Here is a 13875-nt window from a genome sequence, read left to right on the forward strand (position 1 = left end):
GTGTAGGGATCTCAGCGAGAGTTGCGGCGACGACGGCGCCGCTGGTCGAACCAGACCGCGGCGATCAGCACCGCGCCGACCGCGATCATCTGCCAGAAGTCCTGGACCTGCGTGATGTTGAAGCCCTTCTTCAGCACGGCCGGGATGAACACGCCGATCACCGTGCCCAGCACCGAACCGACGCCGCCGAAGAGACTCGTGCCGCCCATCACCGTGGCGGCGATGGCGTTGAGGTTGTCGGTGGTGTGCGCCGAAATGGTCGTCGACGCGTAGTACGCCAGCGACAGGAAACCGGCGACACCGGCGAGGAAACCGGTGAGCGTGTACACCTTCAGCAGATGCGCGGTCACCCCGATGCCCGCCCGGCGCGCGCCCTCGGCGTTGGAGCCGACGGCGTAGGTGTAGCGGCCGAATTTGGTGGTGTGCAACAACCAGGCGCCGATCAGCGTGATCACCACGGCCACCAGCACCAGATTCGGCACCCCGCCGAACGACGTCCCGTAGCCGAGCGTCTTGTTGAGCTCGGTCGGCACGCTGCGCACGTCGGACCCGTTGTTCAGCAGGTACGCGGCGCCGAGCGCGGCACCCATCGTGCCGAGCGTGACGATCAGCGGCGGGATGTTCGCCACCGCGATCAGGAAACCGTTGATCAGCCCCCAGATCGTGCCCGCGACGACAGCCGCAACGAGCCCGGCGGTGATGACGCCCCAGCCCGCCTTCGTCGCGTCACCGTCCGGGCTGAGCGCCTCCATCGTCTTGCCCGCCACCATGCCCGCGAAGATCAGCACCGAACCGACCGAGAGATCGATACCGGAGGTGATGATCACGAACGTCATGCCGACCGAGAGCACCAGCAGCACCGAGGTCTCGATGAGCAGGGTCTGGAAGGTGAACACCGTCGCGAACTCGGCGGGCGCGATGGCGGTGAACACGATGATCAGCGCCAGCAGCACCAGCGCGATCCAGAACGTGTTCGCCCCGATCAGCCGCTGTCCCAGCGAACGCTTGCCGAAGCCACCGTCCACCGAGGTCTGGATCTCGGGATCGTTCTTCGCCGGAGTGGACACGGTCATGCCGCCTCCTCTTGTACGAGGGCGCCCGTCATCGCGGCGACCAGGTCTTCCAGTTTCGTGTCGGAGCCGGTGAACCGGGCGACGCGCTTGCCGAGCCGCAGCACCTCGACGCGGTCGGCCACCGACAGCACCTCGGGCATGTTGTGGCTGATCAGCACGACGGCGATGCCCTTGTCCCGCACCTTCTTGATCACGTCGAGCACGCGTTCGCGCTGCACGACGCCGAGCGCGGCCGTCGGCTCGTCCATGAACACGACCTTCGACGCCCAGACGACCGACCGCGCGACGGCGACGCTTTGCCGCTGCCCGCCCGAAAGCGAGCCGATCGGGACGTCGGTGCTCTGCAGGGTCACGCCGAGCCGCTGGAACTCCTCCACGGCTTGACGCTTCATTTCGGCCTTGTCCAGCATCCCGAGCTTGCCGAGGATCCCCTTGCGGTGGATCTCCCTGCCGAGGAACAGATTCGCGGCGGGGTCGAGTTCCGGTGCGACCGCGAGGTCCTGGTACACCGTCTCGATCCCCATCCGCCGCGCCGTGGTGGGGGATTCGAGCACCACCTCGGATCCGTCGAGCAGGATCTTGCCCGACGTCGGCTGTTCCGCGCCGGACAGGCATTTGACCAAAGTGGACTTCCCGGCGCCGTTGTCGCCGATCAGCGCGGTGACCTCACCGGCCCGCGCCTGGAACGAAGCGCCGCGCAGCGCCTCCACCGAGCCATAGCGTTTGACCAGGTTCTGTGCGTCGAGCAGGAGTTCGCTCACGATCGCTCCCTCTTCTCGGGGGCGGGCGGACGGCAGCGGATGATCGTGACATCGCCCTCTACAGTGGATTGCCCGGCGTCGTGCGGGACCACGTAGGTCTCGCCCTTGCGCAGGGCGTACTCGCCGCCGTGTTCGGTGCGGAGCGTTCCCGAACCGTCCATGACGACCAGCACCGCGAACGACGGGTCGAGTGACAACGTTGTCGACCTACCGGAAACAGCGGGACGGAGCCGGTCGGCACGGAAGAACGCGTCACTGCCGTCGGCGAGCAGGTCCACAGTGGACGCGTTCTCGCCCGCGGTGCGCTTGACGATCGAGCCGAGCCGTTCTTCGTCCCAGCCCGAGGTGTCCAGGGTTTCGATGGCGGTTTCGAAGCCGATCCCGAGGTGCGCCTTCTCCGGGTTCGCCAGGAAGTCCCGCCATTCCAGGGTCAGCGAGAAGTCGGTCGGCTGCTGGAGTTCGACGACGAACACGCCCTCGCCGATCGCGTGCGGCAGGCCCGCCGGGATGTAGACCGTGTCGCCGGGGGTGACCGCGACACTGTTCAGCGCGCCGAGCATGGCGGGCGCGTCTTGGCTGCGGGCCCATTCGTTGACCGTCGCTTTGTCGACGGTCTCCTTGAAACCGGGGTAGACGCGCGGGTCTTCGCCGTAGGTGCCTACCACGATCCACGCTTCGGTCTTGCCGAAGTGCGAGTCGAAGTGCCGCTTCGCGAACGAGTCCGACGGATGGAAGTGCACCGGCAGGCGCTGACCCGCGTCGAGCAGCTTCACCAGCAGGCCGGTCGAATCGCCGAGCGCCTCGACGTGTTTCGCCCCGAGCCAGGCGGACGGGTTTTCGCGGACGGCGTCGCGCAGCCAGACCCCGTTGGGCAGCTTGGTCAGGCCGTTGGTCTCCTGGCCGAACATCGTGGTGGCCGAGCCGACCCAGTCTTCGGGGCCGAACTTGCTCTCCGAGGGGGCGTCTCGCAACGCGGCGATGGCGTCACCGCCGCGGTAGAACTGCGGCGGCTGGTTCGCCGGCAGGCGGATCGGTTCGAGGTGGCCGCTCATGAAGGGGCGACCTCCCCGGAACCGCGGGCTACGAGATGCACGGGCAGAACTACCTTTCTCGGTGCGGATTGATCTCCCTGTACCCGGGCGAACAGCAGTTCCGCGGCCGCCCGGCCCAGCGCGCTCACGTCGTGCGCGATCACGGAGACCGGCGGATCCAGCAGATCCGCCAGTTCGAAGTCGTCGAAGCTGATCATCGCGGGACGCCGCTGCGCGTGCGCCAGCGCGCGCAGCAGGTGCACGGCGACCCGGTTGTTGCCCGCGATCACGGCGGTGGCCGGATTCGGCCCGGTGAGCAGCCGTCGCACGGCGTCGCCGACGCCCTCGGCGGTCGGCGTGCGCATCACGACGAGGCTCTCGTCGTAGGGGATCCCGTTGCGGACGCAGCCCTCCCGGAACCCGCGCAGCCGTTCGCCCGCGGTGAAGATGTCCGGGCTGTCGGCGAGGAACGCGATCCGGCGGTGGCCGTGTTTCGCCAGGTGGGCGACCGCTTCGACGGTGCCGCCGATGTTGTCGACGAGCACCGTGTCGGCCACGATGTCGCCGGCGGGCCGGTCGAGGAACACCACCGGCGTGCCGGCGCGCATCTCGGGGACCAGGTAGCCGTGCTGCATCCCGGCCGGGACCACGAGGATGCCGTCGACCCGGCGGGAGCAGAACTCCAGGACCAGTTCGCGTTCGCGGTCGGAGTTCTCCTCCGACGAACCGGTCAGCACCTGGCGCCCGAACGAGGTCGCGATGCGTTCGACGGCCCGGTTGAGCTCCGAGTAGAACGGGTTACCGACGTCTTCGACGATCAGGCCGATCGTCCCGGTCGTCGAGCCGCGCCGCAGGTTCCGCGCGCCGAGATTGCGCCGGAACCCGAGCTGCTCGATCGCCGCCATGACGCGCTCCGCGGTGTCCGGATGGACGGCGGGCTCGTCGTTCACTACCCGCGAGACGGTCTTGATGCTCACGCCCGCGAGGCGGGCCACGTCACTCATCGTGGCCCGTCGGCCGGTGGTGCGGTGGCCGCTGTCCGGTCCGCTGGAAGACAACGTTGTCATAGTGGCCGGAATTGAACGCCAGCGACGCGATGATGTCAATGCCCGATTCGCGTCAGCCCGGTTTTCCGAAGTCGAACCGTTACGAGTCGGACTCCGGCCGGGCCCTGTCCGGAATCGGACAGGGTTTGGCGGACCTCTTGACCAACCGGTCCGTTCTTGTCGAAGGTGAGCAGGCAGCGACAACGTTGTCAGGAGGCGGCCTTTCCCATGCCTGCACGCACTTCGACCCGCGTCGCCGGGTTGCTCACCGCGCTTGTCGTCCCCGCCGGGCTGCTCACGCCCGCCGCGGCGGCGGCGCCCGGCGGCGACCCCGTGGACGCGGTCAACACCTTCATCGGCACCAAGGACGACGGCAACACCTTCCCCGGCGCCTCGGCCCCGTTCGGGATGACGCAGGTCAGCCCGATCTCATCGCATTACGCCGGCTACCGCTACGACGACACCGCGATCCGCGGCTTCGGGCATTTCTTCCTGTCCGGCGCGGGCTGCTGGGAGCAGGGCGGCCTCGTGTCGTCGCTGCCCACCACCGGCGCCGTCGGCCCGGGCGCGGCGTTCGACACCGCCGAACCCGAGACGTTCGACCACAAGAAGTACGCCTCGCCGTACACGCACGAGGGTGAGGTCGGGAAACCCGGCTACTACAAGGTGCGGCTCACCGGCTACGGCGGCGTCGACGCGGAGACCACCGCGACCACGCGGACCGGTGTCGAGCGGTACACCTTCGCGAAATCGGGCGATGCGAACGTTTTCGTCAACGTCGGGCAGGCCAACGACAAGGAACCCGTGACGGCGAGCCAGATCCGCGTCGTCGGGGACCGGACGGTCGAAGGCATGGTGGAGTCGCAGGCGTTCTGCGGCGGCAAACCGTACAAGACCTGGTTCACGACGACGTTCGACAAGCCGTTCAAATCCTTCGGCACCTGGTCGCCGACGGGTGGCACGCCGGGCTCGAAGGAGTCCGCGGGCGGTGAGGGCCTTCGTGGCGCTTGGCTGACCTTCGGCGGCGGACAGGTCACCGCGACGACGGCGATCTCCCATGTGGACGCTTCCGGCGCCCGGCTGAACCTGGCGGCCGAGAAGGGCCGCTCGTTCGACGCGGTCCGCGACGGCGCACAGCGCGCCTGGCGCAAGGAACTGTCCTCAGTGGACATCAAGGGCGCGTCGAAGGACGACCGCACGGTGTTCTACACCTCGCTCTACCACGCGCTTCTGCAGCCGCTGACAGGCAACGACGCAGACGGCCGGTACCGCGGTTTCGACGACAAGATCCACCGGGCGGTGGGCTGGACCTACTACGAGTTCTTCTCGTTGTGGGACACCTATCGCACGCAGAACCAGCTGCTCGCCCTCTTGCGGCCGGCGCGGGCGAAGGACGTCGCGAAGTCCGTGCTCGCCATCCACGACCAGGGCGGCTGGCTGCCGCGCTGGGCATACGCGAACCAGGAGACGAACACGATGACCGGCGATCCGGTCACCCCGTTCCTGGTCGACCTGTGGCGGTTCGGCGCGCTGTCCGGACAAGAACTCAAGGCGTACCAAGCGCTTCTGCAGAACTCGCGGGAGATCCCACCCGCGTCCTCGCCGTTCCAGGGGCGCTCGGGGAACGCGAGCTATCAGAAGGACGGGTTCGTCCAGTACGACAAGGACTTCCCGAAGAAGGGGCAGGACACCGACCCGAACCACGGCGCTTCGGCCACGTTGGAATACGCGCTCGCGGACTGCTCGCTGTCCATCATGGCCGCCGGGCTCGGCAAGAAGGACGACGCGAAGGCCTTGGCGGGCAAGGGACGCAACTATCGCACGCTGTGGGATTCCTCGGTGACCGACCGCGGCTTCACCGGCTTCTACCGGCCCAAGCTCGAAGGCGGCGAATGGTTCAGCCCGGCGGGCAAGCCGTTCGATCCGCAGAGCCAGGACGGGTTCCACGAGGGCACGTCGTGGCAGTACCAGTGGCTGACCCAGCAGGACGTTCCCGGGCTGGTCGAACGGATGGGCGGCAAGGAGAACGTCGGCAAGCGGCTCGACGACTTCTTCGCCTACGGGGATCTGGTCAAGGATCCGGCGAAGACCGTGCGCGAAGAATGGGTCGTCGGCCCGTACAACTACTACAACCAGTTCCGGTACAACCCGAACAACGAGCCCGACCTCCACTCGCCGTGGATGTACACGCTGACCGGGCAGCCGTGGAAGACCTCGGCCGTGGTGCGCGCCGCGCACACGCTGTTCACCAACGCGCCGAACGGTGTCACCGGCAACGACGACCTCGGGACCATGTCCGCGTGGTACGTCTTCAGTGCGCTGGGCCTGTACCCGGCGGTGCCGGGCACCGGGCAGTTCGTGCTCAACGCGCCGCGGTTCGAGAAGTCGGTGGTGCATCTGGAGAACGGCCGTGACATCACGATCAAGGCCGGCGGCGCCGACGCGTCGAAGCTGCAGTACGTCCAAGGAATGGGATCCGGCTCGCAGCGGGCCTACGTCGGCTTGGAACAGTTGACGCGGGGGACCACTTTGGACTTCAAGCTCACCGAAAACGCCGCCGAGGCGACATGGGCGACGGGGCCCGAGGGGGCGCCGAAGTCGCCCTGCGCTGGGTGATCCGAGTGGTTTAGACCGGTTCGTTCCGGGGGTCGTGAGGAGCATCACGGCCCCCGGTGTTCCGGTGAGGGCCGTCACGCCTCACACTGGTATTACCACGTCCGACAGCGCTGTTGACGTTCTTGGCGAGTCCGCCTTGGACAGTGCTCGTCGGACGTAGTCATGTGCACACACGTAGTGGTGAGACCCCACAGGAGGAGAAGTGTCCAGCAAGGCCGCTCTAGTATTCCGCGTGGCCGCGGTAGCCGAAGCCCTTTCCTGGGCCGGGCTGCTGGTCGGGATGTTCCTCAAGTACGCCGTCAAGCTCGGCGAGGGCGGCGTTCCCGTCCTCGGCATGGTGCACGGTGTCGTGTTCGTCCTCTACGTGCTGGTCTCCCTGTCCGTGGCGAAGCCGCTCGGCTGGCGCCCGAAGACCCTGATCCTCGCGCTGCTGTCCAGCATCCCGCCGCTGTTCACCTGGCTGTTCGAGTCCTGGGCGCTGCGCAACGGCAAGCTGGACGGCCCGCAGCGGCTCACGCACGGTGGTGTCGGCCTGTTCGACCGCACTCCGGAAACCGCCGCCGTCTGATCTTCGGCAAGTACATGAAGGCCCCCTTCATTGCGCTAGACGCAATGAAGGGGGCCTTCATGTACTTGCGGGCTTATTCGGTGAAGTCGCCGGTGGCCTTGCGGACCTTGGTGAGCAGGTCGGTCAGCTGCTCGGTCTGCTTGCCGGTGAGCCCGGTCAGCCCGAAGTCGATTTCGGTGACCGCCTTCGTGGCCTCTTCGCGCCGTGCGCGGCCTTCGTCGGTGATCTCGACCAGCGTGGTCCGGCGGTCGGTCGGATGCGGCACACGCTTGACCAGGCCGTCCTTCTCGAGCCTGTCGACGATGTTGGTGACGCTCGTCGGATGCAGCTGGAGCCGCTCGCCCATCACCCGCATCGGCAGGTGGGAGGCGCGGGCGAAAGTCAGCAGGACCAGCGCCTCGTACCGGGCGAAGGTCAGCCCGTGCGGTTTGAGCGCGCCGTCCACCGCGGACTGGATGATCTGTTGCACGCGCATGATCCCGGTCACCGCGGCCATGGTTTCGGACGGCCCGATACGGGCTTCCCACAGCTGCGCCGCGCGGGCGATCGGGTCGAACGGCAACGGACGGCTCATGGCGGTCGAAGTTACCAGCGGGTACCCGTGCCACGCCGCACGACCGGGTGTTATGCGTGGGAAAAGTGTCTGAACGAGGAGCAGAAGATGATCGTGGCCTTCAGTGTCAGCCCGTCCGCGGCCGAGGAAGACGGCGGGGTCAGCGAGGCCGTCGCCCGCGCGGTGAAAGCGGTGCGCGAGTCCGGCCTGCCCAATTCCACCAACGCCATGTTCACCAACATCGAGGGCTCGTGGGACGAAGTGATGGACGTCGTCAAACGTGCCGTGGAGGCCGCGGGTGAGGGCTCGTCACGGGTCGGGCTGGTACTCAAGGCCGACATCCGGCCGGGTTACGAAGGCCAGTTGACCGCGAAGGTGGAACGCGTCGAGAAGCACCTGAGCGAGTAGGTCAGGGGAGCGGCGGGGTGAAGGACACCAGCCACAGCTCGCCCTTGACCGCGATGGCCACCGCGTAACCGAACGCGCTGCCGTCGGCCAGTTTCCCGCTGACGGTCGCCGAAGTCGGCGCGAGATCGTCCGGCGCGAACTTCACCGTGACGTCATGGGCGCCGCGGCCCGCCAGCGCGTCGATATAGGACTTCGCGAAGTCGCCCGCCGACGCGGGCGGGTAGTCGATGAGTTCGGAGAGGGCCTCGACGTCGTGCTCGTTGAGTGCGGCGGTGAGGCCGTCCCGGAGTTGTGCCGGGCTGCCGACGCCGGGGTCGGGTTGATGGGCGATCAGCACCGTGATCACGCTCACCCAGACGATGGCGACGGCGATCGCGACGGCCACCGTCGCCGTCCTGCGGGTCGGAATGTCGATCACCCCCTCGTGGCGAGCCTGCCGGAACGGAACCGTCCTGCCAAGCGGGCAGCCGGGGGCATGCGGTGAAACCCTCGGGGATGCGTGCCAGGATGGAACCGTGACACACCCACGCGGATCAGCATCGAAGACGGCGGCCCTTTCCGCCGCGCTTTCCGGCGCGGTCGACCTTTCCGCGCTCAAGGCGCGTGCCGAAGCGCCGCAGAAACAGCCCCCGCCCCCTCCGCGCCCGGCGGACGGTGCCGCACCAGGCGCCCCCGCCGCGGGTGGCGCCGTGATCGACGTCACCGAAGCGACCTTCCAGTCCGAGGTCGTCGAACGATCCATGCAGCAGCTGGTCGTCGTCGACCTGTGGGCCGAATGGTGCGGCCCGTGCAAACAGCTCAGCCCGGTACTGGAGCGCCTCGCCGCCGAGTCCGGTGGCGCCTGGGTGCTCGCGAAGGTGGACGTCGACGCGAACCCGCGTATCGCGCAGCTCTTCGGCGCGCAGTCGATCCCGACGGTCATCGCCATCGGCGGCGGCCAGCCGGTCGACGCGTTCTCGGGTGCGCTGCCCGAACCCGAGATCCGCAAGTGGCTCGGTTCGCTGCTCGACGCGCTGCGCGACCGCCTCCCCGGCATCAAGGCCGCCGAGGAGAACGGCGGCGGCGTCGAGGTGCCGGAGGACCCGCGGTTCACCGAGGCCGAGGAGGCCTTCGAACGCGGTGACTTCGAGGCGGCGCAGGCGGCCTACGAGCGCATCCTCGACGTCGAGCCGGCGAACGAGGAGGCCAAGACCGCCCTCGCGCAGGTCAAGTTCACCGCCCGCGCCGAGGCCGCCGGCCCGGACGCCATCGCGAAGGCCGACGCGAACCCGGCCGACCTCGACGCGCAGCTCGCCGCCGCCGACCTCGAGGTCGCCGGGCAGCAGCCCGAGGCGGGCTTCGCGCGGCTGATCGCCGTCGTGCGGCGTACCGCGGGCGACGAGCGCAACAAGGTGCGGGAACACCTGGTGGCGCTGTTCGATTTGTTCGACTCGGCGGACGAGCGCGTCATGAAGGCGCGACGGGATCTGGCGAGCGCCCTGTACTGAGGTTCTGTACATGAAGGCCCCCTTGCTTGCGCTAGGCGCAAGGAAGGGGGCCTTCATGTACTTGGGTGGCGGTTTGGCGAGTCCGCAACCCCCGAACGCTAGGAACGGTCCTTTCCTTGCAAATTTCGCAAGGAAAGGACCGTTCCTAGCACTTCAGAGGCCGTGACCGGACCGATCAGCCGTACTGCGTCGAGCACACCGAGGAGCTCTCCAGGTAGCCCTTCCGCAGCGCCTCGACCCGCTCGAAACCGTTGTCCACGCGCTTGCCGTTGACGTCGGCGGAGACCAGGCTCTCCGGGCTCAGCAGATCCGAGATGGCCTCGTCGAGGTCACCGGCGGAAAGCCGCAGCGTCGCGCCGGGCACCGAGCTGGCCTTCGCCCACGCGCCGACCAGGCAGGCGGTGCGGAGTCCCGCGTTCGCGTTGTCGATCGACGCGCCGACACCCTTCTGGATGCCCATCGCGTACCGGGACGCGATTTCCGAGAACGCGGCGAAGTCGCCCTTGCCCTCGCTGTGCCCGCTCTCCCATTCCGCCTGCTGGTCGACCGGCTGGGCGAGTTCACGCAGCTTGGCCATGTCGATGCTGACGGTGTTGTTCGACGGGCAGTACGACGCGGGCGGGGTGCTGGGGCCGCCGGAGCAGCTGCCGTTGCCGTCCTCGGTGATCTCCGGGCCCGGGACTCCGGCGCCCTTGAAGGCGTCGTCGAGGCTCTTCTTGAGGATCGCGATGATCTCGGCGTTGAGCTTCGCGTCGCCCTTGCCCTTGTCACCCTTGTCGAACGGGCGCTCGGTGATCCGCGCCTTGATGTTCTCCTCGTTCATCTGCGCGCATTCCTTCGGGCCCTTCTCGAAGCCGACCTGGAACGCGTACGTGCGGTCGAACGCCGTGCCGTGCGCGCCCTGTTTGGTCGCGCTGGTGCCCGCCTGGTCGCGGATCAGGAACAGCGACGCCATGACCTGGTTGAGGCCTTCGGAGGTGGAGACGCGGTAGAACTTGCTCTTGTCCTCGGCGACCCAGCGGAAGTAGCCGCCGGCGAAGCAGTCGGCCTGCTGCTCCTTGACGATCGACGGGGTGTTCTTCTTGATGTTGGCCTTCTCGGCGAGCCGGTACTGCACGGCGTGCCCGAGTTCGTGCGAGAGCACGACGGCGCCCGCCATCTTCCCGAACCGTTCGCGCAGCATGGGTAGCAGCACGCCGCGGTCCCACGCCACCAGGTCACCCGGCGGGCAGTAGAACGCGTTGACGAGCTTCTTGACGCTGCCGCATTCGGTCTCTTCGTCGTCGGTCTTCGCGCTGTAGGACAGCAGCGCCTTCAGCGGCTCGTACGGCTGGCCGAAGTCGCGCGGCATGACCTCGGTCCAGTAGGCCTGCGCGTCGGCGATCGCGGCGATGGCGAGCTGGTCGTCCTCGGAGCCGTCCTCGTTGCGGACCTGCAGATCCGGTTTGGGCGCGCCCGGCTTCAGACCGCTCTCGAAATGCGTGACCGGAAGTCCGGCGATGTCACCGGCGCCCGGCTGGCTGCCTTCCTTGCCGGTCGAGCTTCCCTTGTCGCTGCAGGCGCTCAGCCCGAGGGCCAGCACCGTCACGACCGCGATCAGAGCCGGGCGGCGAAAGCCCCGCGCTCCCCCTTGGAACATGTTCACTCGCTTGTCGTCAGGGCCCCGACCGGGCCGCGTACTCCGGCAAGCAGGGACCCTACCCAGCGCTTATGGCCCGCGTGCAGGTAATCCCCGAAGTGGGTCTCGTGCAGGGCGGGGTTCCTGCCGATATGGTCGCTCCTCATGAGAGCAGTCCGCCGGTTCACCGTCCGCGCGAGCCTGCCGGAGTCGCTCTCCGGCCTCGGTGACCTCGCCACGAATTTGCGCTGGACCTGGCATCCGCCCACGCGCGACCTGTTCGCGTCGATGGACGCGGAGTTGTTCAACCGCGTCCGCGACCCGCTGCGGATGCTCACCGCGCTGCCACCGGCCCGGCTCGACGAGCTCGCCGTCGACGACGCCTTCCTCGCCCACGCGCGCGAGGAGGTCGCCGATCTGGACCGGTACCTCGCCGAGCCGCGCTGGTACCAGAAGCAGGACGACGCCGACCTTCCGCCGGCCGTCGCGTACTTCTCGATGGAGTTCGGCGTCACCGAGGCACTGCCGAACTACTCCGGCGGCCTCGGCGTGCTCGCCGGGGACCATCTGAAGGCGGCTTCGGATCTCGGCGTGCCGATGATCGGCGTGGGGCTGCTCTACCGCGCCGGGTACTTCCGGCAGGCGCTGTCGCTCGACGGCTGGCAGGTCGAGCACTACCCGGTCATCGACCCCAACGCGTTCCCGCTGGAGCTGCTGACCGACGGCGGCAAGCCGGTGCTGGTCGACGTCGCGATGCCCGCCGGGCGCACGCTGCACGCGCAGATCTGGAAGGCCCGCGTCGGCCGGATCCCGCTTCTGTTGCTGGACACCGACACCGAGGCCAACGACGAGGATCTGCGCGCGGTCACCGACCGGCTGTACGGCGGCGACGCCGACCATCGCATCCGGCAGGAGATCCTGGCCGGGATCGGCGGTTTCCGCGCCGTGCGGCGGTACTGCGAGCTGACCGGGCATCCGCAGCCGAAAGTGTTCCACACCAACGAAGGCCACGCCGGTTTCCTCGGGCTCGAACGGGCCCGCGAGATCATCCAGACCGACGGGCTGGCGTTCGACGAGGCACTGCCCGCCGTCCGCGCCGGCACCGTGTTCACCACGCACACCCCGGTCAGCGCCGGGATCGACCGGTTCCCCGTCGACCTCGTCCAGCGGTACTTCACCGACGGCAGGCTGGTCCCGGACGTCGACCCGCGCCGTGTGCTCGCGCTCGGCGCGGAGGACAACCCCGGCCTCTTCAACATGGCGCATATGGGACTGCGGCTCGCGCAGCGCGCGAACGGCGTCTCGGCGCTGCACGGCCGGGTGTCGCGGCGGATGTTCTCCCGGCTGTGGCCAGGGTTCGACTTCGACGAGGTGCCGGTCTCCTCGGTCACCAACGGCGTCCACGGGCCGACCTGGGTCGCGCGTGAACTGAGCGCGCTGCTCGGGCGCAACCACGAGGAGCTGGGCCTCGACGGCGTTCCTGGCAAGCCGCTGCGGGACGGCGTCAGCGACGAGCAGCTGTGGGGGTTGCGTCGTGAGCTGCGCGAGAAGCTGGTCGCCGAGGTGCGGCGCCGGGTGCGCGCCGCGTGGATGCAGCGCGGCGCTTCCGCGCTCGAACTCGGGTGGACCGACACGGTCTTCGACCCGGACGTGCTGACCGTCGGCTTCGCGCGCCGCGTGCCGACGTACAAACGGCTGACGCTGATGCTGCGCGACCCGGAGCGCCTGCGCGCGCTGCTGCTCGACGAGCGGCGCCCGATCCAGCTCGTCGTCGCGGGCAAATCGCATCCGGCCGACGAGGGCGGCAAGCAGCTGATCCAGCAGATCGTCCGGTTCGTCGACGATCCCGAGGTCCGGCGCCGGATCGTCTTCCTGCCGGACTACGACATGTCCATGGCGCGCTACCTCTACCGCGGCTGCGACGTCTGGCTGAACACGCCGGTGCGGCAGCTGGAGGCGTGCGGCACCTCGGGGATGAAGTCCGCGCTCAACGGCGGCCTCAACCTGTCCATCCGCGACGGCTGGTGGGACGAGTGCTACGACGGCAGCAACGGCTGGGCGATCCCGACCGCGGACGGCGTCACCGATCCGCTGCGCCGCGACGAACTGGAGGCCGCGGCGCTCTACGACCTGCTCGGCCACCAGATCGCGCCGCTGTTCTACGACCGTGACGCGGGCGGTGTGCCCGGCGGCTGGCTGTCGATGGTGTGGCACACGCTGGAGACCCTCGGGCCGCGCGTGCAGGCCTCGCGGATGGTGCGGGAGTACGTCGAATCGGGTTATCTGCCCGCTTCACGGATGGTCGCGGAGGCCACGGACGACGGCTATCGCGGCGCGTTGTCGCTGGCCGACTACCGGACCAAACTCGACGTCTCGTGGCCGCGGGTGCGGATCTTCGACACCGAACTGCTCGTCGAGGACGCCGCGCCGATGGTCACCGGCACCGAGGTGACCATCCGGGCCCGGATCGACCTCGCCGGCCTCGAACCGTCCGAAGTGGACGTTCAGGCCGTCGTCGGGAAGGTGGGCGACGGGGACGAACTGAGCGACCCCGTCACCGTTCCGATGTCGGGCGACGGGATCGGCGCGTTCGCGGCGCGGCTGAAGCTGCCGCATCCGGGCTCGATCGGTTATACGGTTCGCGTGCTGCCGAAACACCGTCTGCTGGCCACGCCGGCGGAACTGGCTCGCGTCGTTCACGCTTAAGCCCTCGT

Annotated in this window: 12 protein-coding genes; 5 read left to right on the forward strand and 7 right to left on the reverse strand. The window is 68.5% G+C overall.

Annotation, left to right across the window (positions count from 1 at the left end; genetic code table 11):
- Positions 1 to 11 precede the first annotated feature (11 nt).
- From DMH03_RS13820 to DMH03_RS13835, 4 genes are read right to left on the reverse strand one after another with little or no spacing between them, the layout of a single operon-like run.
- Positions 12 to 1073 (reverse strand): ABC transporter permease, encoded by a 1062-nt coding sequence (locus DMH03_RS13820; RefSeq protein ID WP_125792379.1) that lies wholly within the window; start codon positions 1071 to 1073, stop codon positions 12 to 14.
- Positions 1070 to 1834 carry an ATP-binding cassette domain-containing protein gene (locus DMH03_RS13825; RefSeq protein WP_125786857.1) on the reverse strand — a complete coding sequence of 255 codons (765 nt, stop codon included), beginning with the start codon at positions 1832 to 1834 and terminating at the stop codon, positions 1070 to 1072. Before DMH03_RS13825 ends, DMH03_RS13820 begins: the two co-directional genes overlap by 4 nt.
- Complete coding sequence (locus DMH03_RS13830) at positions 1831 to 2886, reverse strand: class I mannose-6-phosphate isomerase (protein ID WP_125792380.1); 1056 nt, start codon at positions 2884 to 2886, stop codon at positions 1831 to 1833. The genes DMH03_RS13825 and DMH03_RS13830 overlap by 4 nt, the downstream gene beginning before the upstream one ends.
- Positions 2883 to 3869, reverse strand: coding sequence for a LacI family DNA-binding transcriptional regulator (locus DMH03_RS13835; RefSeq protein WP_125792381.1), 987 nt, complete (start codon positions 3867 to 3869; stop codon positions 2883 to 2885). The genes DMH03_RS13830 and DMH03_RS13835 overlap by 4 nt, the downstream gene beginning before the upstream one ends.
- Before the next feature lie 270 nt (positions 3870 to 4139).
- Here DMH03_RS13835 and DMH03_RS13840 point away from each other — a divergent pair, with 270 nt between their 5' ends.
- Both DMH03_RS13840 and DMH03_RS13845 read left to right on the forward strand, forming a co-directional pair.
- Positions 4140 to 6527, forward strand: coding sequence for a GH92 family glycosyl hydrolase (locus tag DMH03_RS13840; RefSeq protein WP_199748860.1), 2388 nt, complete (start codon positions 4140 to 4142; stop codon positions 6525 to 6527).
- A 202-nt stretch (positions 6528 to 6729) separates the two neighbouring features.
- Positions 6730 to 7095, forward strand: a complete 366-nt coding sequence (locus DMH03_RS13845) for a DUF3817 domain-containing protein (RefSeq protein WP_125792382.1) — start codon at positions 6730 to 6732, stop codon at positions 7093 to 7095.
- Positions 7096 to 7168: 73 nt separating this feature from the next.
- Here DMH03_RS13845 and DMH03_RS13850 read toward each other — a convergent pair whose 3' ends face one another.
- Positions 7169 to 7669, reverse strand: a complete 501-nt coding sequence (locus DMH03_RS13850) for a MarR family winged helix-turn-helix transcriptional regulator (protein ID WP_037341773.1) — start codon at positions 7667 to 7669, stop codon at positions 7169 to 7171.
- An 87-nt stretch (positions 7670 to 7756) separates the two neighbouring features.
- Here DMH03_RS13850 and DMH03_RS13855 point away from each other — a divergent pair, with 87 nt between their 5' ends.
- Complete coding sequence (locus tag DMH03_RS13855) at positions 7757 to 8056, forward strand: thiamine-binding protein (protein WP_125792383.1); 300 nt, start codon at positions 7757 to 7759, stop codon at positions 8054 to 8056.
- Position 8057: 1 nt separating this feature from the next.
- On the opposite strand, the gene DMH03_RS13860 is transcribed toward DMH03_RS13855, so the two are convergent.
- Positions 8058 to 8474 (reverse strand): hypothetical protein, encoded by a 417-nt coding sequence (locus DMH03_RS13860; protein ID WP_125792384.1) that lies wholly within the window; start codon positions 8472 to 8474, stop codon positions 8058 to 8060.
- Between the two features lie 97 nt (positions 8475 to 8571).
- Here DMH03_RS13860 and DMH03_RS13865 point away from each other — a divergent pair, with 97 nt between their 5' ends.
- The gene (locus DMH03_RS13865) at positions 8572 to 9543 is read left to right on the forward strand and encodes a tetratricopeptide repeat protein (RefSeq protein ID WP_125792385.1); all 972 of its coding nucleotides are present in this window, start codon (positions 8572 to 8574) and stop codon (positions 9541 to 9543) included.
- A gap of 175 nt (positions 9544 to 9718) precedes the next feature.
- Here DMH03_RS13865 and DMH03_RS13870 read toward each other — a convergent pair whose 3' ends face one another.
- Positions 9719 to 11182, reverse strand: coding sequence for a neutral zinc metallopeptidase (locus DMH03_RS13870; RefSeq protein WP_199748861.1), 1464 nt, complete (start codon positions 11180 to 11182; stop codon positions 9719 to 9721).
- Positions 11183 to 11326: 144 nt separating this feature from the next.
- Between DMH03_RS13870 and glgP the strand changes: the two genes are divergently transcribed.
- Positions 11327 to 13867 (forward strand): alpha-glucan family phosphorylase, encoded by a 2541-nt coding sequence (gene glgP, locus DMH03_RS13875; protein WP_125792387.1) that lies wholly within the window; start codon positions 11327 to 11329, stop codon positions 13865 to 13867.
- The last annotated feature ends 8 nt before the right edge of the window (positions 13868 to 13875 follow it).

It is taken from the genome of Amycolatopsis sp. WAC 01376, from assembly GCF_003947415.1.
In the GTDB taxonomy this organism is placed as follows: Bacteria; Actinomycetota; Actinomycetes; order Mycobacteriales; family Pseudonocardiaceae; genus Amycolatopsis.

Coding starts and splice junctions, on each gene's coding strand:
- DMH03_RS13820 (WP_125792379.1), bottom strand. CDS start 1,073: ATGACCGTGTCCACTCCGGCGAAGAACGATCCCGAGATCCAGACCTCG.
- DMH03_RS13830 (WP_125792380.1), bottom strand. CDS start 2,886: ATGAGCGGCCACCTCGAACCGATCCGCCTGCCGGCGAACCAGCCGCCG.
- DMH03_RS13835 (WP_125792381.1), bottom strand. CDS start 3,869: ATGAGTGACGTGGCCCGCCTCGCGGGCGTGAGCATCAAGACCGTCTCG.
- DMH03_RS13840 (WP_199748860.1), top strand. CDS start 4,140: ATGCCTGCACGCACTTCGACCCGCGTCGCCGGGTTGCTCACCGCGCTT.
- DMH03_RS13850 (WP_037341773.1), bottom strand. CDS start 7,669: ATGAGCCGTCCGTTGCCGTTCGACCCGATCGCCCGCGCGGCGCAGCTG.
- DMH03_RS13855 (WP_125792383.1), top strand. CDS start 7,757: ATGATCGTGGCCTTCAGTGTCAGCCCGTCCGCGGCCGAGGAAGACGGC.
- DMH03_RS13870 (WP_199748861.1), bottom strand. CDS start 11,182: ATGTTCCAAGGGGGAGCGCGGGGCTTTCGCCGCCCGGCTCTGATCGCG.
- glgP (WP_125792387.1), top strand. CDS start 11,327: ATGAGAGCAGTCCGCCGGTTCACCGTCCGCGCGAGCCTGCCGGAGTCG.